The sequence below is a fragment of the Paenibacillus sp. FSL P2-0121 genome (genome assembly GCF_037975345.1).
GTDB lineage: Bacteria > Bacillota > Bacilli > Paenibacillales > Paenibacillaceae > Paenibacillus_AQ > Paenibacillus_AQ odorifer.
On sequence record NZ_CP150245.1, the window covers coordinates 3,877,347 to 3,898,230 of the forward strand.

15 protein-coding genes and 1 pseudogene are annotated in these 20,884 nt (G+C 43.7%); 5 read left to right on the plus strand and 11 right to left on the minus strand.

What is annotated here, in order from left to right:
• Window positions 1–374 precede the first annotated feature (374 nt).
• Window positions 375–2,489 carry a polyphosphate kinase 1 gene (gene ppk1, locus MKY54_RS17195; RefSeq protein WP_076130046.1) on the plus strand — a complete coding sequence of 705 codons (2,115 nt, stop codon included), beginning with the start codon at window positions 375–377 and terminating at the stop codon, window positions 2,487–2,489.
• Here ppk1 and MKY54_RS17200 read toward each other — a convergent pair.
• From MKY54_RS17200 to glgB, 5 genes and pseudogenes are all read right to left on the minus strand, one after another.
• Window positions 2,437–3,966: a Ppx/GppA phosphatase family protein gene (locus tag MKY54_RS17200; RefSeq protein ID WP_076130045.1), complete on the minus strand. Its 1,530-nt coding sequence runs from the start codon at window positions 3,964–3,966 to the stop codon at window positions 2,437–2,439. The genes ppk1 and MKY54_RS17200 overlap by 53 nt on opposite strands.
• 162 nt (window positions 3,967–4,128) lie before the next feature.
• Window positions 4,129–4,851: an amino acid ABC transporter ATP-binding protein gene (locus tag MKY54_RS17205; RefSeq protein WP_076130044.1), complete on the minus strand. Its 723-nt coding sequence runs from the start codon at window positions 4,849–4,851 to the stop codon at window positions 4,129–4,131.
• A pseudogene (locus MKY54_RS17210) lies at window positions 4,838–6,301 on the minus strand (ABC transporter permease subunit); the annotation flags it as partial. The gene MKY54_RS17205 and the pseudogene MKY54_RS17210, both read right to left, overlap by 14 nt.
• Before the next feature lie 452 nt (window positions 6,302–6,753).
• Window positions 6,754–8,178, minus strand: a complete 1,425-nt coding sequence (gene glgA, locus MKY54_RS17215; protein ID WP_339187258.1) for a glycogen synthase GlgA — start codon at window positions 8,176–8,178, stop codon at window positions 6,754–6,756.
• 47 nt (window positions 8,179–8,225) lie between these two features.
• A complete protein-coding gene (gene glgB / locus MKY54_RS17220; RefSeq protein ID WP_339187259.1) occupies window positions 8,226–10,163 on the minus strand; it encodes a 1,4-alpha-glucan branching protein GlgB in 1,938 nt (645 codons plus the stop codon).
• Window positions 10,164–10,379: 216 nt separating this feature from the next.
• Between glgB and MKY54_RS17225 the strand changes: the two genes are divergently transcribed.
• Window positions 10,380–11,603, plus strand: coding sequence for a glucose-1-phosphate adenylyltransferase (locus MKY54_RS17225; protein WP_076130041.1), 1,224 nt, complete (start codon window positions 10,380–10,382; stop codon window positions 11,601–11,603).
• Window positions 11,604–11,703: 100 nt separating this feature from the next.
• On the opposite strand, the gene MKY54_RS17230 is transcribed toward MKY54_RS17225, so the two are convergent.
• The 6 genes from MKY54_RS17230 to MKY54_RS17255 all read right to left on the minus strand — a co-directional run bounded on the left by MKY54_RS17230 (window position 11,704) and on the right by MKY54_RS17255 (window position 18,208).
• The gene (locus MKY54_RS17230) at window positions 11,704–12,762 is read right to left on the minus strand and encodes a GNAT family N-acetyltransferase (protein ID WP_339187261.1); all 1,059 of its coding nucleotides are present in this window, start codon (window positions 12,760–12,762) and stop codon (window positions 11,704–11,706) included.
• A gap of 6 nt (window positions 12,763–12,768) precedes the next feature.
• A complete protein-coding gene (locus tag MKY54_RS17235; protein WP_175618929.1) occupies window positions 12,769–14,235 on the minus strand; it encodes a HAMP domain-containing sensor histidine kinase in 1,467 nt (488 codons plus the stop codon).
• Entirely contained in the window at window positions 14,232–14,930 is a 699-nt protein-coding gene (locus MKY54_RS17240) for a response regulator transcription factor (RefSeq protein ID WP_036687642.1), read from the minus strand. The genes MKY54_RS17235 and MKY54_RS17240 overlap by 4 nt, the downstream gene beginning before the upstream one ends.
• Window positions 14,923–16,203 (minus strand): hypothetical protein, encoded by a 1,281-nt coding sequence (locus tag MKY54_RS17245; RefSeq protein ID WP_248548717.1) that lies wholly within the window; start codon window positions 16,201–16,203, stop codon window positions 14,923–14,925. Before MKY54_RS17245 ends, MKY54_RS17240 begins: the two co-directional genes overlap by 8 nt.
• A gap of 34 nt (window positions 16,204–16,237) precedes the next feature.
• Complete coding sequence (locus MKY54_RS17250) at window positions 16,238–16,963, minus strand: ATP-binding cassette domain-containing protein (RefSeq protein ID WP_339187264.1); 726 nt, start codon at window positions 16,961–16,963, stop codon at window positions 16,238–16,240.
• Between the two features lie 90 nt (window positions 16,964–17,053).
• Window positions 17,054–18,208, minus strand: a complete 1,155-nt coding sequence (locus MKY54_RS17255) for an MFS transporter (protein ID WP_076130060.1) — start codon at window positions 18,206–18,208, stop codon at window positions 17,054–17,056.
• Between the two features lie 159 nt (window positions 18,209–18,367).
• Here MKY54_RS17255 and MKY54_RS17260 point away from each other — a divergent pair, with 159 nt between their 5' ends.
• From MKY54_RS17260 to MKY54_RS17270, 3 genes are all read left to right on the plus strand, one after another.
• Entirely contained in the window at window positions 18,368–19,285 is a 918-nt protein-coding gene (locus MKY54_RS17260) for a helix-turn-helix domain-containing protein (RefSeq protein ID WP_339187266.1), read from the plus strand.
• Between the two features lie 36 nt (window positions 19,286–19,321).
• On the plus strand, window positions 19,322–20,068 hold the full coding sequence (locus MKY54_RS17265) for an HAD hydrolase-like protein (RefSeq protein ID WP_076098782.1): 747 nt from the start codon (window positions 19,322–19,324) through the stop codon (window positions 20,066–20,068).
• Between the two features lie 108 nt (window positions 20,069–20,176).
• Window positions 20,177–20,884: a DsbA family protein gene (locus MKY54_RS17270; RefSeq protein WP_076218221.1), complete on the plus strand. Its 708-nt coding sequence runs from the start codon at window positions 20,177–20,179 to the stop codon at window positions 20,882–20,884.

The following is a 20,884-nucleotide window of genomic DNA, read 5'->3' on the forward strand; positions in this document are numbered from 1 at the left end:
AGCGGTATGACTTCCGTATACGCTCGTGTACATTTCCTGTACTTATGTACATCTTGTGTGATGTCCTGATGTATTGTTGTCATTTGTAAAACTGACAGGACTTAATATATCACAATTTTGTAACCTATGCGTATGTAATTGTTACCATTCTGAAATAACATGTTTAATTATTGTCTTTTGTCCCTTAAGAAGTTAACGTAATTTTGATTATGTTAACTAAATAGCGACAATCACATCCTATTATATAAGATAATTAAATAATATTCTTTAAGATTTTACATAGATTTAACATTTCGTGCCTCATCCAATAGTAAAATGATAGAATATGATAAATAGATTTGAGATATAGACATCGAAGCATATTTGGAGGTCCCATGAATACAGAAGAGATTAAAAACAATCAGAGCAGTCCAGCCACTGCTTACCTCAATAGGGATTTGAGCTGGATCGAGTTTAACCGCCGCGTACTCAAGGAGGCGCAGGACCCTGATAACCCTTTAATGGAACGTGCCAGATTTCTGGCGATCGTCTCGAGCAATCTGGATGAATTCATAAGCGTTCGTGTGGCGGGAATTCAGGATCAGATCCGGGCGGGCTATACTAAAAAAGATTTCACAGGCTACACCCCTTCCGGGCTGTATAAACGCCTCATCAAACGCGTAACCAAAATCATTGCCGATCAATACCGGACGTTCCGTGATATTTCGCGGAGTTTGCATAAAGAAGGCATCGTATTTGTGGATTATGAGGATCTTACCCATGCCCAAGAGCAGTCCATAGAACAGTATTACCGGGATATCATCTATCCTGTACTAACGCCAATGGCTGTTGATCAGAGCCGGCCGTTTCCACTCGTGCACAGCCAGTTTATCTACCTAGCTGTTGTTCTTACTCGTAAGAATGGTCTTGAAGAGGAGCCTTATTTTGCTATCCTGCAAATTCCTTCGAATCTGCCAAGATGTATCCCTCTTCCCCACCGCTCTAATAGTAAGAAAAGACAATTTGTATTTATTGAAGATGTGATCCGCCATCACATTCAAACCTTATTCAGCGGTTACGAACCTGTTGCGGTTAGTGAGTTTCGTTTGACTCGTAACTCAGATCTTACGATCGATGAGGAAGGTGCAGAGGATCTGCTGGAAGAGATCGAAAAAGAGCTGCGCAAGCGTCGTCGCGGGGTGCCAGCCCGTTTGGAAGTACAAAAAGGTATCCATCCCTATGCTCTTGAGCAGCTGCAAGCGGAATTTGAGCTGGAGGACTTCGTATTTGAAATTGAAGGTCCGCTTGATCTAGGCTTTCTTCGTAATTTTGCCGGAAGCTTAAAAGGTTTTGGTTACATGAACTATCCACCTATTGAGCCGGTTTATCCTGCTGAATTTCAAGAAAATGAGGATTTCTTCGAGGTGCTGCGTGAACGGGATGTATTAGTCTACCACCCTTACGAGTCTTTTGATGCAATGACAGACTTTATCATTCAAGCTTCAGAGGATGAGCAAGTGATGGCGATTAAAATGACCTTATACCGTGTCAGTGGAAATTCTCCACTTATTACTGCACTAGCCAATGCTGCGGAGTCTGGTAAGCAAGTTACAGTGGTTGTAGAGTTAAAAGCTCGATTTGATGAGGAACGGAACATCGCTTGGGCACGCCAGCTTGAAAAATCAGGCTGTCATGTCGTTTATGGTCTGATCGGACTCAAAACGCATGCCAAAGTGACCTTGATTGTCCGCCAGGAAGGCCCTGAACTGCGCCGTTACGTGCATGTAGGCACAGGAAACTATAATGACAGTACAGCCAAGGCCTACACGGATCTCAGTCTATTCACCGCCCAAAGCGATATCGGACTGGACGCTTCTGAGCTGTTTAATCAAATGACTGGATATTCGGCTAATTTTGACTGGCATTCCTTCATTGTTGCACCGACGAATATGAGCTTATCCTTGCAAAAGCTAATGATGCGTGAAGCTGAACATGCGCGGGCAGGCAGACCCGCTCGCATAATCGCCAAGATGAACTCGCTCTCTAATCAGCAAGTAATAGACGATTTATATAGCGCAGCCCAAGCCGGTGTCTCCATTGACTTAATCGTGCGAGGGGTTTGCTGCCTACGTCCGGGAATAGAGGGCTTAAGCGAAAACATTACCGTACGCAGTATTGTAGACCGTTTTCTGGAGCACTCCCGGATCTATTATTTCGAAAATGGCGGCAAACCTGAGGTGTATTTATCCAGTGCCGACTGGATGACTAGAAACCTAACCCGCCGGATTGAGCTGATGTGTCCTGTCAGAGACAGCGGCATCCGTAAACAGATCGTCAAGATTCTAGAGTTGTCTCTAAAAGATAATGTTAAAGCCAGCTTCTTGCAGGCTAATGGATATTACGAACAACCAGACGACAAAAAGGCCCCTTTCCGGAGCCAGTTTGCTGCAATGGATGTTACACGTTGGAAGGGAAGCCGAGTTTTACCTTCACCGCCCAAGCATTCTTAAATGCTTTTATCGCGTTCTCAATGTCCTCTAGGCCAATTAGCAGTGACGATGCGCCCTCTAAGTCCAGATGAAGCGTATTGCCGTGCAGATTGGCCTTCAGGCCGCTTACAATTCCAATCTCCGTGCTGTCCAACGCAATGCTAAGCTGGACAAGCGACCCGAGCTTATGAATCCACTCTTCGTCGGATGGCAGCAAAATGTCCTTATGTTGTTGGGACAATTTCTGCTTCCGGCTTTTTGTGCTGTATGAGGCAATCATGGCGCAAAGAATAAGCTGACGGTGGGTAAGTCCACGAATTGGTGAATTCATCAACCAATACAAAGTATGTCTTTTGGATTGGTAATAGTTAATATTCGTTCCCGTACGATGCAGCATGATGGACACGTAAATTAACATCTCGTGCTCTGCTCTATTCGATTCATCTTTAAATGCGTCAAACAGGCTGAGTGCTAGCTTGTTGATATGATCTAAATACCGTTTAGAAGTATGAATATCAAAGCGAATGATCGTGTTTAAGCTATATTCCAATGCACTATCACGCACTGGCTGCTCCGGCTCCAGCAGATCATGCAGTAAGCCTTCTCTGAGCCCTTCCCCGCTGATTACCGCCTCACTCGCCCCAATATACTGATACACCGTATGGAAAATAATCAACCCGGATACAATGATATCCGCCCGACTCTTAGATAATCCATCTAAATCCTTACGTTTTTCGTAAGGCATTGAAGGTAAGGTGTTCATAAAGTGCTCGATCGTCTCACTGGTCATCGTATAGCCATGGGAGTTAGGCAATGAGTATGCTCGTGTCTTCTGATCCAGCTTCCCTAAGGAACGAACCGTCCCTCCTAAACCGAATAAAGGAAGCCCAGCTTTGGCATTTAGCCAATCATGCTCAACCAGTCTGCCGAGAACAAAAGTCTGCAGCTTGTGAATCTGCTCATCGCTCCAATTCCCACCTTGGCCAAACATTAGGTTGGTATTTACTGCCCCGAACGGGAAAGAAATGCTGTGTTGATAACGCCGCTCACAAAAAAGAGTGATTTCAGTACTCCCGCCACCAATATCAATGACATAACCATCCTCTACATTAAAGGCATTAATAACACCCAAGAAGCCATAATATGCCTCCTGGTGGCCACTGATCACCTCAATCGGAATGGAAGAGGATTGTGACAAAAAGCTTATTATTTCACTTGAGTTAGCCGCATTACGAATGGCTGCCGTTGCACCCGCCCGAATGGTTTCCACTGCAAAAGCGTTGCAGATTTCCTTAAACTGCCGCAAGACCGGAACAATCGTTTCCATGTCCTTTTGTTCCAGTCTATTCTCCTTCGTAATCTTCTCACTAAGGCGAGCGGAGTACTTACACTCCTTGATGATCTTATAGCCTCCTTCGCGCGTTGTATCATAAATTACAAGACGAATGGAGTTCGAACCAATATCAATAATGCCTATCCGGCGTAGATCATCTCTCATTATGTATGTACTCCTTTTCCTGTTGATTGACTGACCATCTATTATACATGGTTTACATAAATAAATGAACTCAGCCCCCAGCGATATATTCCCACATTACCCTCAGGACCCTATAACAAAACGGCCACTGGATACTTGTCCAGGGCCGTTTTGACGAATTCTTTATAATACTTTACTTAAAAAATCCTTAGTCCGAGCATGTGTAGGATTACCAAATACTTGTTCAGGAGTACCCTGTTCAACGATGAACCCGCCATCCATAAACAGAATGCGGTCACCCACTTCACGGGCAAAGCCCATCTCATGTGTAACAATAACCATTGTCATTCCGTCTTCGGCAAGCTTTTTCATAACCTCAAGTACCTCTCCTACCATTTCCGGATCAAGCGCTGAGGTAGGCTCATCAAAAAGCATCACATGGGGCTGCATGGCTAATGCACGAGCAATCGCGATCCGCTGCTTTTGTCCACCGGACAATTGAGCTGGATAAACATCCTTTTTATCTTCAAGCCCTACAGTCTTGAGGAGCTCCATTGCGAATTTATCGGCCACAGCCTGCTGCTGTTTTCTTACTTTAATCGGTGCGAGCGTAATGTTTTGCAGAACGGTTTTGTGCGGAAAAAGGTTGAACTGCTGAAAAACCATTCCCATCTTCTCACGCGTTGCATTGATATCATGCTTCTTTGAGGTGATCGATTCCCCTTCAAAAGTGATCTCGCCACCTGTAGGCTGCTCCAATAAATTCAAGCAGCGCAGAAAGGTACTTTTTCCCGAACCACTGGGCCCGATTACAACGACAACCTCACCCTTTTTAATCTCCAAATCGATTCCTTTGAGAATCTCCAGCTTTCCGTAATGCTTCTGCAGGTTCTTAACGGCGATCATCGGTATTCAGCCTCCTTTCGAGTCTACCTAGGATCTTGGAAAGCGTAAATGTTAGAACAAAATACATAAATGCAGCAATCACGAGTGGTGTCATGCCATCATACGAAATCGTTGTAACTGTACGAGCTTGAAACATCAAATCCGTTACTCCGATAAATGAAATAATCGATGATTCCTTGATAATGGTAATGAACTCATTACCGATTGCCGGAAGAACACTTTTAAGTGCCTGAGGAAGTACAATATGACGCATGGTCATCCCTTGTTTCATTCCAAGTGAACGTGCGGCCTCCGTTTGTCCACGATCGACACCCTGAATCCCGGCACGAAAAATTTCTGCCAGATAAGCAGAACTGTTAATGGAGAGTGTAATCGCCCCGGACTGAATCGGAGTAAACTCAATCCCAAATGTCGCCAGCCCGTAATGGATGAGAAACAATTGCACAAGCATTGGAGTGCCCCGCAAAAATTCAACCCAAGCTGTGGCTAAGAAACGTAACACTCTCCATTTTGACATGCGTAGTAGAGAGACGATAATCCCAAGGATGAAGCCAAATAATACACCAAGAACAGCAAGTAGCAAGGTATATTGTAGTCCAGTCAAGAAAAGATCACGATAATCATAAGCCATTCTAAATAAAGTAATATCCAATATCTTATCCTCCTATCTCCAAAAAAATAGAAAATAGCAAAGTTCCGCTATTTTCTGTAATACACATACAATTTACTTCAGCAGACCTAAAACAATATACATTCCTTACTTCGTGCTTTCAGCAAGCTCGCTGGCAGCCGCTACATATTCATCAATCTTACCTTCTGATTCTAGACGTTTAAGTGTAGCATTTACTTTATCCAGAAGCTCTGTATTGCCTTTTTTAATCCCAATTGCGTATCCATCATCTTCTACTTCAGGCTTAGCATCGGTGATTACAAGACCCGCTAAATTCTTAACAAAAGATTTGGCTACAGGTCCTTCAATAATTGCTGTATCGATACGGTTAGATTGCAATTGCAGAACGATCTCGGAGATTTTACCAAGAGAGGTGATCTTTGCGCCTTCAATCTCTTTGGCGATTTCTTCTTGAATAGAGCCTGTCTGTACACCAATTTTGGTACCCTTCACCGCGTCCATAGTAGCGTATTTATCTTTATCTGCTTCGCGTACTACAATAGCTTGTTCTGCTTTGTAATAAATATCTGAAAGTTCAACCGCTTTTTTGCGTTCTTCAGTCGGGCTAAGACCGGAAATCACCATATCTACGCGTCCACTGGACAATTCGTTAAGCAGTGAATCAAAAGGCAGATCCTTAACTTCAAGCTCAGCGCCCATGTCGGCAGCAATTTCCTTAGCGATGTCGATATCAAAACCTACGATGGTATCTTTTCCGTCCACTACTTTATGGAATTCGTACGGAGGAAAATCTGCACTTGTTCCCATAATCAGCTTTTTAGTAACTGCACCGGAATTTGCATTACCACTAGCAGCGGTATCATTATCATTTTTATTTTGACCGCAGCCTGAAAGCAGACCTACCGCTAATACCATTCCTAAACTAAGTTTACCCCATTTGTTCATTTCTATATCTCCCCTATTCATATGAAAAAATCTAAGTTGACCCAATGACTGACTTATTATAAATCAGAACGCATGAATATGCAAAGGCATAATTGTGACAATAACTTCCTTTTAATGGATTTCTATGAGGGGAATTCTATAATACGCAGCTAAAAAATCACTTTTATTCACGTTGAAGCTAAATTTATACATTTTTACTATCCCCTATACTGGCTAAATCATTCGACTGTTTATTCCTAATTTCATAAAAAAAGGACTGCTCCCAGAGTATTTACCATACTCCCAGGTGCAATCCCTTATTAACCCATTACAGAATTCGTTAAACTTTATCTGGTTATATCATCGTAGATATCCATGTACTGCTGAGCGGATACATTCCAGCTATAATCTCCCGCGAAAGCATTTTTTGTGATCTTTTTCCAATGTTCAGGCTGCTTGTAAAAAGAAAGCGCCCGGCGTAGCGTAAACATCATATCGTGTGCATTATAATTGCTGAACGTAAAGCCATTGCCTTCACCGGTTTCTTCATTATAAGCGTGCACAGTATCATTTAGGCCACCTGTCTCACGGACAACGGGTATGCTACCATACCGTAAAGCGAGCAGCTGACTGATGCCACAGGGCTCAAACTTAGACGGCATAAGGAAGATATCGCTGGCAGCATATATTTTTCGTGAGAGTGCATCATTAAATAAGATCTGTGAAGACAGCTTGGTCGGATACCGCCATGCCGCTTCCTTGAACCAACGCTCGTAGGATTCATCACCTGTTCCAAGCAGCACAAATTGAATATCATCGTGATATAGCAACTCATCCAGCACTCGGGTAAGCAGATCTAAACCTTTGGAGTCCACGAGACGCGTGACCATGGCTACCATTGGGATATTAGCATCCACAGGTAATCCCAGCTCTTCCTGCAAGGCTACTTTGTTCTCCGTCTTCTTGGTCAAATTAGAACGATAACGGGTAACAAGGCTCGAATCTGTCGCTGGATTATAACTTTTAGTATCAATGCCATTCACAATCCCACTTAAAACATCTGACCGTGCGTTCAACAAAACATCCAAACCGTAACCATAATAAGGTGTGCGAATTTCTTCTGAATAAGTCGGACTGACGGTCGTGACCCGATCACTGAATACAATCCCGCCTTTTAAGAAATTCACATTACCATAGTACTCCACACTACCAAAATAGCTGCTATCCAGACCTAACAGCTCTCCAAGTACCTCATAAGGAAACACCCCCTGATACAACAGGTTATGTATTGTAAATACACTCCGCATTTCACTGTAAAATGGATTGTGGCGATAATGCCCCTGTAGCAGCATTGGAATTACGGCCGCGTGCCAATCATGGCAATGCAGTACATCAGGCTGGAAATCAATGGCTGGCAGACACTCCAGCACTGCACGATTATAGAACGCAAACCGTTCACCATCGTCCATATAACCATAAATTCCATCACGGCCAAAATAATACTCGTTGTCGATAAAATAAACGGGGATACCCTCATAGATAATGCGTTCAATTCCACAGTATTGTTTTCGCCAGCCAATTGGAACATACACTTCCGTTAAATGCTCCATTTGAGCGGTGAACTTGTCAGGAATCCCACGATATTTAGGCAAAATCACTCGTACATCTACCCCGGCAGCCTTCAGCGCTTTAGGTAATGCTCCAATGACATCGGCCAAACCACCCGTTTTGACAAAAGGATGGGCTTCAGCTGCGGCAAATAAAACCTTCATGATTATTTCCCCCTTAAACTGTACGGATTCTCTATTCGTACTTAGATCTATAACTCTTTTGCCTCTTTATTCTTACCCATTCGTGACGTTTTTTTAAACACCAGAAAGCTAAGGGGCGGAAGAGTCAGCTCTATGCTGTTCACCTGATTGTGCCATTCCAGCTTAACGCTCTTTTGAGGGACATTGTGCAATCCGGAGCCACCATACTCTACATTTTCTGAGCTAAAGAGCTCTTCATAAGTCCCGGCCCGTGGCACGCCTATACGATAATTGTGCCGTTCTACCGGTTGAAAATTGATGACTATAAGCAGCGTATCTCCTGGTTTCTTCCCTCGGCGTATATACGAAATCACACTTTGATCATTGTCATCCGCATCAATCCACTGATAACCCTCTTGAGAATGATCCAGCTCCCACAACGCTTTTTCGGAGCGATACAGTTTATTAAGTGCAGCCGTGTAGGCAAGCATACGACGATGGCTCTCATAATCCAACAGCAGCCAGTCCAGCTGCTCCTGATCCTTCCACTCGATAAACTGACCGAATTCCCCACCCATAAACAGAAGCTTTTTACCGGGATGAGAGATCTGATATCCCAGCAGCTGCCTGAGACCTGCGAACTTTTGTTCATAAGCACCCGGCATTTTGTCTAACAAAGACTTCTTGCCGTGAACAACCTCATCATGCGATAGCGGCAATGCGTAATTTTCGGCATAAGCATAACATATTGGGAACGTAAGTAAATTATGATGATAAGGGCGCCCACCAAAATCATGTTCTATGTAGCCTAGCGTATCATTCATCCAACCCATATTCCATTTGTAATTGAAGCCAAGGCCCCCTTCATGCACTGGTGCAGTAACCCCTGGCCAAGCACTGGACTCCTCCGCCATCATCAATGCTTTTGGGAAATAATGAAAGATAGCCTTGTTCAGATTCTGGATAAATTTGATGGCCTCCAGATTCTCCAATCCACCATTAACATTCCGCCGATATTGATGATCCCGCTTTTCGAAATCTAATCGAAGCATACTCGTAACCGCATCTACACGCATTCCGTCGATATGATAATACTCGAACCAAAACAGCGCATTAGAAATAAGAAATGAAGAAATCTCCGGCTTACTGAAATCAAACGAAAGTGTCCCCCAGCCTGGTTTTTCAGCTAACATTGGATCGGCATATTCATAAAGTGGCGCTCCATCAAACATACGTAATCCGTGTGCGTCTTTGGCAAAGTGAGCGGGAACCCAATCTAAAATCACACCGATACCTGCCTGATGCAGCTGATCGATCAAATACATCAACTCATGGGGTTCGCCATAACGGCTGGTTGCCGCAAAATACCCCGTCCCTTGATAACCCCAGGATAGATCATATGGATGTTCTGCCAGCGGCATAAATTCCACGTGTGTATAGTTCATCTCCACCAAATAAGGAATCAACAGCTCGCTCATTTCCCGGTAGGTGTAGAACTCTCCATCCTCTTTTTGACGCCAGGTACCGAAGTGCATTTCATAAATGTTCATTGGTTGTTGATATGGAGCTTTGCTTTTCCGACGCCATGCTGCATCTCCCCAGCGGTAGCCATCCAGTTCTGCTACTACCGAAGCCGTTGCCGGTCGAACCTCAGCTTTAAAAGCAAAAGGATCCGCTTTAAGGAAACTTGATCCATCTGAGGCAAGAATCCTGTATTTGTAAAAAGTTCCCGGCTGTATTCCCGGAAAAAAACGACTCCAAAATCCTGAATCGGGTATCTTATATAACGAGTCCACGCCCTGTGTTCCGTCCCAATCATTATGATCACCAGCTAGTCCTACATATGTCGCATGAGGAGCCCACACGGTAAAGCGCACACCGGTAACGCCTTCTTCAGCGGCAGTGTGTGCACCCAGCATAGAATAGCTGCGATAATTGGTGCCCTCATGGAACAGATAGATATCAGCAGCTGACGGAAGGGTCTCGATTTTTGCTTTTTCAGCCAATTCTACACCACCTTTTTCAATGTGCTTGTACCTATTACCTTACCCGAATATTACCATTTTGAAAATGTTTTGATGTTAAAAGAAAAGATTTTCTGATAAAGAAATATTAATTGTAATTTTTCTGTTTACAAAGCAATATATTTCACCTATGTCGTTTCAAGCGCTTGTCGTAAGTTTATATTACAAGCATTGACAAAATAATGGGAGGGATAACAAATGAACAACAAAAAAGATTGTATCGCCATGTTATTGGCAGGAGGGGAAGGCCGCAGATTGGCTCCCTTGACTTCCAGTATGGCTAAGCCTGCAGTCCCTTTCGGTGGACAGTATAAAATTATTGATTTCCCGCTAAGTAACTGTGTAAATTCGAACATTGATACAGTAGGTGTTCTAACACAATACGAAGCTGACTCTTTGCATAATCATATCGGTGAAGGTGAGCCTTGGGGCTTAGTTAGTCAAAAGGATAAAGGTGTCACACTGCTTCCTTCAGGTGTTGAGGGCAGAGACAGTTATACAGGGACTGCTGATGCGATTTATAAAAACATTGACTTTATTGATAGCCGCAACCCAGAACATGTGCTCATTCTATCCGGTGACCATATTTACCATATGAATTACCGTAAGATGCTGAATTATCATATTGAAAAAGGAGCAAAAGCAACCATCTCCGTAATGGAGGTTCCTTGGGATGAGGCTAGTCGTTTTGGAGTAATGAACGTAAACGATGATCTGAAAATTTCCGAATTTGCGGAAAAACCTAAAGTACCAAAAAGTAATCTTGCTTCAATGGGTATCTACCTGTTCGAGTGGGCTTATCTGAAGGAACACTTGTTGCGGGATGCAGCTAATCCTAATTCCAGTCATGACTTTGGCAAAGACGTAATTCCTACCATGCTGGATCAGAACGATGATTTATTCGCTTACCGTTTCAAGGGTTACTGGAGAGATGTAGGTACAGTCGGCAGTCTCTGGGAAGCACATATGGACCTTCTGCAAAAAGACAATGGCATGAAGTTAGACAAGACTCATTGGCCTATGTATAGTCGGGTTCGCCGGACTAAGCTTGCAGTTCATAAACCACGTGTACAGAACCCAGCAACGGACTCTCTCGTGAATGAATCCTGCTCCCAAGAAGGTAGTCTACAACGTTCTGTAGTCTTTAATGGGGTAGAAATCGGTAAGATGAGCCAGATCAAACAAAGTGTTATTATGCCTGGAGTTCGCATTGGCCGTGGAGTGCTGATTGAGAATGCCATTATTGGTGAAGGGGCAATCATTAAGGATGGAGCAGTCATCAAGGGAAGCATAAATAATATCGTTGTCGTTGGACCACATGAGACTGTGGCTGCCAAGCCGGCGGTCCGAAACCAACCTTCCCGTCTGTTTCAGGATGTGTATGAGAAGACAGGACGTTTGCGTGAAGTTCTTCCTTCATAACAACCATTATATAGAAAAATACTTTATATAAAAAGGGGCTGTTGTCCTGGTCGATCATGACCAGAGCAACAGCCCCTTCGGTTGTAAAGAATTAGTGATTTTATGAATTACGGCTAGCCGTCCATTCTCTATCTAATATGCTCATTTCCACACAATCTACATATTGCTCACCGAATAAAGCAGACTCACGTTGAACACCCTCCCGCTTAAAGCCAACAGCTTCATAAGCTTTCAGGGCAGCCGTATTGAAATCGAAAGCACCCAGAGACAGACGATGCAGGTCCAGACCTTCAAATCCGATTCGAAGCATTTCTTGCATCATACGTTTGCCAATGCCTTTACCTTGAAACTCAGGATCTACTACTACCCTGCCGATACGTGCAGAACGATTAACCCGGTCAATGACTGAAAAGCTAATATGGCCCACTACCTGCTGCGTAGCTTCTTGAATTGCACAGAAGATAAGGCGATCGGATAAGCCTGGATGATTAGCATCCTTTAAGTATTTAACAAGCTGCTCATCATCTAAGGGATAAGTTAACGAAGGTCCTGCCCACTGCTTCAGATACTCTGGAGAAACACTCCAGCGCTTTAAGTGTTCAAAATCAGATTCCGATATAAACCTTAGGATCAGACGGTCTGACTCAGCACCTTCCTCAAAATGTTCATATAAGTTCACTAAACGACCATTTCCCATATCGTTAGTGCCCATGTAGTGAAAACCCATGCTCTGATAATAACGATTAAGCTTAATGTTATGTGCCACAGTGTCAAACCTAAGACTATTACAGCCTAGATCTTTGGCTAGAACTGCTGCATATTTAAGCATTTGCTGTCCAAGTCCTCGGCCGCGGTGGGAGTCTTTCACAGCCAATCGGTGCAAATAAGCGTAGGACTCATCATTTTTACTGCCCCAGTACTGTGGATCACTGAATTGCAACGTGAACATGCCAACTACAGCCCCATCGTCAAGGGCTAAATAAACATGTCTGTCAGCGAAATATCCTGCAATATCGCTCTCATTAAATTGTCCGGGTGTCCATTGGTTAATCCCGTTACGCTCCATCCATCCTGCCGCTTCTTGCAGTAGCCTCAAGATGTCGCTAACCCGATCTGGCTCTCCACGAACTATACGGATCGAATTCTTCGTTACCCCCATCTCACGTTAGGCCTCCCAATCATCTAATTCAGGAAAGGTAGCTGTCACTTGAGTTACCTCTTCTGTGATAACTTCCGGCTGTGGTTCTGTAAGAGGCAAGATGACGGTAACTTCCGTTCCTTTTCCAAGCTCACTTACCATATCAAGTGTCCCATTATGAAGTTCTACAAGTTGCTGTGAAATCGCTAACCCCAAGCCTGTTCCTCCATTAAGTGCATCCACTTGAAAGAAACGGTCCTTCACTCTGGATATATGTGCTTCACTAATCCCTATCCCGCTGTCTCGAACCATAATCGCTGTTTCTGTAGCAGACAGCCTCTTTGCTGACAGTTCAATACTGGAATCTTCATGTGAGAACTTCACTGCATTGTCTACCAAGTTTAAGAATACCTGTTTTAGCCGATTGGCATCCCCTTTAACAAAGATCGCATCTTCACATTCCAGCAACAGATGAATTCGTTTCTTTTCCGCTTTAGCCCAAACATTCAGTATGGTCTCTTGTAGCAGCACCTTTACATCTACAACCCCAATCGACAGCTTCATTTGGTTCTGCTGCAGCTTAGAAAAGTCGAGAATTTCCTCCACCAGCCCAATCAGACGTTCACTTTCTTTGGAGATGATGCTGACTCCAAGTTTTGTCTCCTCCGGATCATACCCGCCGGAAACCAAGGTTTCGCTCCAGCCCTTGATACTTGTAAGAGGTGTCCGCAGCTCGTGAGAAATGGACGAGATAAAATCATCCTTGATCTGATTACTGCGTACAATCTCCTGAGCCATATAATTCAGCGTTGAAGCCAAATCACCAATCTCAAATTTATAGTCTCCCTTAATCCGTACGTTGAATCTCCCCTTGGCCATCTGGGCTGAAACTGCCGTAATATTATTCAGCGGCTTCACAATCGAATTGGCCAATCCGAAGCTAAACCCAACAACTACAGCCATAACAGCTGCAGCAATAGCAGTAGACAATAAGGTAAGATTAAGCAAATCATTATTGATTTCTTCTAGTGAAGTAATATACCTTAGGACATACTTATCCTGTCCATGAATCTGCAGCATTTTGGAAACCGCCATTACGCTCTCATTCGTGCCTGCCTGACGCCCTACCCAGCGTCCAACGCTGCCGCCAACGGCTTCTGGTACATCACTGGTCGTAATGGTCCGATCCGGCTGAAAGCCAGTGGAACTAGTGATGATATCCCCATTTAGCGATAAGATTTCCAGCTCCGTCTTGCTCAATGAGAACCTCTCCAGTACTTCTTGTAGCAGATAGATGCTATTATCGCTGGGTATCATGTTCTTTTGAAAAAACGACTCTGAAACAGAAATGTGATTTTTAATCTTGCTGTATACACTGTCATAATAATATGTTCTGATGGCCAGCAGGAAGATAACTTCTACGAGGAGAAGCGCCAAAAAAACTACAAGAATGTAGTGCAGAACAATCTGTCTGCGCATCCCCTTCTTAATCATTGTCCTTGGCCTTTCCATCTATATCCGTGCCCCCATACAGTCTGCAAAAATTCCGGCTCCGAAGGATTGTTCTCAATCTTCTGGCGTAAGCGCCGGATATTTACATCTACAATTTTGGGATCACCCATATACTCCTTGCCCCACACATGATCCAACAGAAGATCGCGGCTAAGTGGAGTGTTTTCTTTTTCAAGAAAGAATTGAATCAGAGAGAACTCCGTAGGCGTCAGTTCAATGGCTACATTATCACGTTTGAATTGTTTGGTAATAAGATCCAAGCTGAAAGGCCCCGAATGAAAAGAAACCTTGGCCGACTGTTCACGATGCACATTTACACGGCGCAGCAAAGATTGAATACGCGCAATTAGCTCCGTTGGGCTAAATGGCTTACTAACATGATCATCTGCACCTACGGACAAAGCGTAAACTTTATCCTGCTCCTGAACCTTGGCGGTAAGAAAAATAATTCCCAAGCGTTCATTAGTCTCCCTAATCCGTCTACAAACTTCAAATCCATCAATGCCGGGAACCATAACATCCAATAACGCAATATCAATATCAGGTATAGTGGTTAATTTATGCAATGCTTCATTCCCGTCAGCAGCCTCCAGCACTTCGAAACCATTACGCTTCAAATTAATGACTATGAAACTGCGAATGGACTCTTCATCTTCCAATATCAGAACTTTACTCATCTATTCCCTTCCTTTCAATAGGGGAGGCAATCTTATTGCTTCCTTCTTTAGTTGTACTTTGTTCTAGCTCACCACGGTAGCCGATGACTTTATCTAAATCCCGTCCAAGCAGCTCCCAGCCTTCATTCTTAGCCTTATCCCATTCCGAAGGAGAAAAGAAGGAAACCTCAGCAAAAGTCTCTCCGGTATCAGTCATGATGAACTTAAGGTTTTTATCCAGAACAGATTTCGTATCAATACTTACCTTTCCATGCAGCTCTGGATCAAAATTAATAGTAAAGCGATCCGATGGATCACGATATAGCTGGACTGCAAAGGTTAGGCCATCTTTTCCATCCCATTTATAATAGGAGGTGAAATAAGGAATATCTGCGGGGTCGAAATACTCCCATCCTTTTGGCGCTTCAAGCAATCCAACTTCAATAATGCCATCATGATCGATATCTTCGCTTGCAATCAGACGATCTTTGTAAGTCCTCGTATCACCTGGCAAAACCACACGCAGCTTGTTATGCTCCATAAGAACAATTAAACTGTAGGCGGATTGGAAATCCACCGAAGCGTCCAATACGATTCCTTCTTTATCCTTGGCAATCTTTCCTGCGACAATATTGTAATAATTAAAAAAATACGGATCGATATCCTCAATCTTATCGAGCACCTTAAAGCCATCATTGTACTGATAGATCGAAATGGTTGCAAATTCATTTCTTTTAAAATAAACTACGGTGATGTCTTCAATTCCATCCTTGTTAAGATCATCAAGCATATATTTGGTGTAAGGAAGTGAAAGCACTTCTTCCAATGATCCGCTGGAATAGCTATACACGACGAGGCCTTTTTCTTCCCCGCGTGAATAACCTGTAATGATATTCAGCTTCCCGTCACCTGTCATATCTTTCAGATCGACGGACTCCAGCATAGTTCCATCCCCATCAAAAACAAGCTTTTTGACCCAGGCATCTCCTTGCTTCTCTAAGATCATCCCGTGAATCTCTACAGCTTCGCTTGGCGTTCTATAGAACACCAACGACTCCATAATTCCGTCGTTATTAAGATCCTCTGTGAAAATTGAGCTCTCATCATTAACCGGACGGATCAACTCCGTACCCGCTGGAATATGTGAATTAATAGCAGCCATAAGTGTTGCTTTGTCAGCAGACAGCTGCGGAGCTTTCATCTTCGAAACGGGATCACTGATGAAAGTACAACCCGAAAGTACGGATAACGACAGTGTTGCAGCTGCCAGGCACCTAAGACTTTTTATACTCAACCTCATCACTCTTTTCCTTATCCGTGTCCGAACTTTACAAATTCGCGCGTTCCTGAGACGTTAATCTACGTCCCTTTATATCATGCTTAATTCGTCCATCTTCTAGTACCCATATACGTGAAGCGAAACGTTCAGCCAGTTCAATAGGCAGCACCGTCACTACGGTAAGACCCGTCTCTTTACACAGTCTGCGCAAAGTTTCCAATACACTTTCTGCCGATTTGGGATCCAGACCCGTAACCGGTTCATCCGCTAGAATAACTTTTGCACCATGAGTTAATGCTCTAGCAATCGCTACACGCTGACGTTCACCACCGCTTAGCTGGCTAGTCTTCATCTTCGCTTTGTCAAGAAGTCCAAGGGCATCTAATTCATCCATCGCACCCATATAATCATCTGAACGAACCATCCCTGTAACCATACGCCACATTGGCGTCTGTGCGGACTGGCCGATCAGCACGTTTTTCAGCGCTGTGCGGTTAGGATTGAGCTCTGCATTCTGCTCCAGGTAAGCCCACTCCCGGCGAATTTTTCTTTTTCCGGAAAAGGCACTCGCCATAATATCCGTACCGTCCACTCTAAAATTCCCTCTGTCCCACTTCTCTCGCAGCGCTAAACAGCGTAATAAAGTGGTCTTACCGCTCCCACTCGCTCCGAGTATGGCTACGAGCTCACCCGACTCTAATTGAAATCCTATATCCTGCAGGACCGGATTTTTGTCTTCCCCAACTGCCTTGGCTAAGTGTTCAACTGTGATCATAGTTCAGCCTCTCCCTGTCTTCATCTATAATCTATAGTGTACTCTGAATGTGAGTTCAATTTCCATGCGAGCACTCGTTCTTATCTTACCTCAATTTCTAGGTTGTGGCGAGAATAATAACCCCAGCAAGCCGAACACGATATATAAACCACCCATCAGGGCGAAAATACCGCCGCTTAAGCCCACTTGCAGCAACAAACCACCAATGCCGGGGCCGATAATACTGCCAATACTAAAATGGAAAGAAGCAACCACATTGGCAGCAGGCAGTAGATGTCTTGGTAAAATATCCGCAGCCAGACTTAGACCTAAAGAGAAAAAGGAACCTACTAGTCCTCCTGCGATCATCAGAAGCACCATTGTCAACGTAAAATGATCACCTGCCAGCGGCAACATCGCAAAGGCGATCCCGCCTCCGATCCCGGCAATAATCAGTACCCGCTTGCGGCCAAACCGGTCGCTCCACAGACCTAATGGAAACTGCAGAAGTAGTCCTCCGATCCCTGCAAAAGGCAATAACGCTGCAATTTGATCTGTGCTGTAACCGATACGCAGACCATATACCGGAAAGCTGCTATTTAAGCTGGCTTCCATAAAGCCATATAAAAGGGCTGGAATTAAAGCGAACCAGGCTAAGCTGTAACAACGACCGAAACGGCGAACCTGGCTTTCACCACTCTCCGCTTTATCTGGCCGGGAATCCGGCAGAATTGTAGTCACAAGGATTAAGACTAACAAAAATAGAAATGCGAGAACAATAAAAGGCACGGCCTGTCCATAACGCAGCAGACTAATCCCAAGTGGTCCCAAGCTAAAACCCAGACCATAGGACATGCCATATAGTGAAAGATTACGCCCGCGATGCTCGGCAGGTGTCATAAGCAGAACCCAAAGCTGGGCCCCGTAATTAATCGCAGCATCGCCCACACCCACAAGCAGACGCAATACAAACCATACCTTGATCCCTGTAAAAAAGGGAAACATGAGCAAGCTTACTAAGACTAAACTAATCCCACCAGCTATCAATTTTTTAAATCCAACCGCTCCAAGAACACGTTCAGCAATCAAGGTCATTCCAAATGATCCTATGTATAGTGCAGCAGCATTCAATCCGTTCAGTGACGAGGAGACTCCTTTTTGCTCCAAAAGAATGGATAGAATAGGCAGCAACAGCCCTTGGCTAAGCCCTGCGGCTATAGTAGCGGTAATAAGAATCATGAAAGTCATTTTGCTATTACTTCGTATAGATACTTTAAGCCGGTCTGACACGGATGATATCCCCCTATAATAAAAACAATGATGTGATCTAACGCCAATTGGCAAACACCGAACATTATAGTGGACAACCCTCTTCAAAACAAGAGATAATATGAGAAGTTACGGATTTCTGGGGGTGCATGTTACATGGATTACGAATTAAAAATCGACGTATCGCCGGTTTATGAACTGTTGGACAGTTTTATGATATATGTAACCAGAAAATGGATCTCCAATTTAGACCTCGGTCCCCACTGGGTTAGTGATGTGGAAGATCGCATTACTCCTCATAAAGTAACAGCTCTCATGCAAGCTGCCGAGTGGCCATTTACAGATTATGATGTGTTATATGCTTGGGTTTACAGCCGGGGGCCCGCAACATCAGTGCTGCATTTCCTGGATGATCTGGATTCAGCTTCTAAAGAAGAGTGTTATCAGCAGATCGCACCGTTAATTCATGATTTCACCATAGATGAAGCTTCCCGGATCAAGAGCAGCTATAGTCCGCTTCTTAGACTCTGGTATGAGCAATATTTTCGTCATGTAGAACACAAGATTTTACCGTTATTAATTGAAGATGCCTCTGAGAAAAAAATGCTGGAAAGCAAAATGGACCCTATTTCTTTAATTGAATATGCATCCGGTGGTGTAGTTTTCGAGGATATACGGGATCTTAAGACTATAGTATTATTGCCTACCGTTCATAATCGACCAATTAACACCTACTGCTTCTACAAAACTATGGTGATTGTACAGTATCCTGTAGATGTGCCATTGGAAGATGAAAATGAACCCCCGATGGTGCTATTGCGCATGACCAAGGCACTGTCAGATCCAACCAGACTCCGATTGCTTCGGTATGTCGCCCATGAACCCAAATCTCTATGGGAGATGCAGTCCGATCTAAATCAATCCAGAGAAATGCTTATGCATCACCTAATGATCCTACGCGTAGCCGGTTTACTCCGTATCCATCTTCGCGGGGAACAAGACGAGCGCTTCAGTATCCGTCCAGACGGCGCTTCTGAGCTTCAAATGTTTCTAGAATCTTATATTCACCTATAGAACACTATACAGATACAGATCCAAGGAGTGAGAGATATGAAATACACAACTCAACAAGTAATTTTCGATCTAGATGATACGCTGGTTCATTGCAACAAATATTTCGATTTAATTTTAGGGCAATATTTCGAGCTCATGACTGATTGGTTTAATGAATTTGGTCCAAGCACCAGTGAATTACGCAGCAAGCAAATAGAAATTGATGTTGATACCGTCAACACAAGTGGCCTGGCCAGCGACAACTTTCCCAAATCCTTAATCGCCACCTACCGTTATTTCTGCGCCAAATATAACCGTCCGACAGATCGCTTTCAAGAGCAGCAATTACACAAGCTCGGCCTAAGCGTCTATGACCAAGAAATTGAAGCTTACCCTGGCATGGTTGAAACACTCGATACGCTGAAGCAAGAGGGTCACCATTTATTCTTGTATACTGGCGGGGACGACACCATTCAGCAACGTAAAATTGAACAAATGAAGCTGGATGCTTATTTTGACGATCGTATCTATATTCGGAAGCATAAAAATGTTGAGGCGCTTGAAAATATTTTGGCTACCCAAAGCTTTGACCGCAAACGTACCTGGATGATTGGCAACTCGTTACGTACAGATGTACTTCCCGCAGTTACCGCAGGCATCAACAGTATTTACCTGAAGCAGCAAAATGAATGGAGCTATAACCTTATCGAGCTGGAGCAAGAGATGCAGCAAGCCGTGATGACTATTTCGTCCATCCACGAGGTGCCCCCTGTCATTCGCTCAGCCGCTAAATTCAAAAACTAATAACTAGCTACAACGTTACGTAGCATTGTTACAAATGACATATCTTCACTACCTACTGGATGATTATACTATTTTTATAGTATTCCTATATTGTCTAGGAGGTGAGATATGAATAAGAAAGTGTCAGCTAAACAATCTCAGACCAAAAGACCTTTGCTTCCCATGATATTAGGTGTCGTTGTTGTAATCCTTCTCGCTGTAATTGTTTTCATCTTAAGCAATAAGACTGATGATACAGCAGATCTACCCAACTACACCGACGTAAAGGGAAGCATTGTTGTTGATGGGCTGAAATATGAGAAGCAACCTCATCTTGGAAGTCCTGATGCCAAAGTTAAAGTTATCGAATTCGCAGATTTCAAATGTCCCGCCTGCAAAATGTGGACTGAAAAGTATCTGGATACTTTTATTAAAGACTACGTAGATACCGGAAAAGTGGAACTTTTCTTCATGAACTTTGCATTTTTGGACCGGGACTCTTATCTTGCCGCTAGCGCCGGCGAAGCCATCTACAAGCAAAGCAACGAGAAGTTCTGGGAATACCTTCATAAGCTGTACGCTAATCAAGGCGATGAGAGTCAAATTTGGGCCACTCAGAAATTCATTTTAAAATTCGTTAAGAATAACATCGAGGGCATTGATTACGCCCAATTTGAAACAGATCTCAAGAATCATACCTATATGTTCGATGTAAAAGAAGACTTTAAGATCGCTGGTTCCTACGGAGTCAACGGTACTCCTAAATTTATGGTGAACGGAGTGCTGCTTCAGGATTCTTCGTATGAAGGGTTAGCAGCAGCGATTGACAAGCAGTAA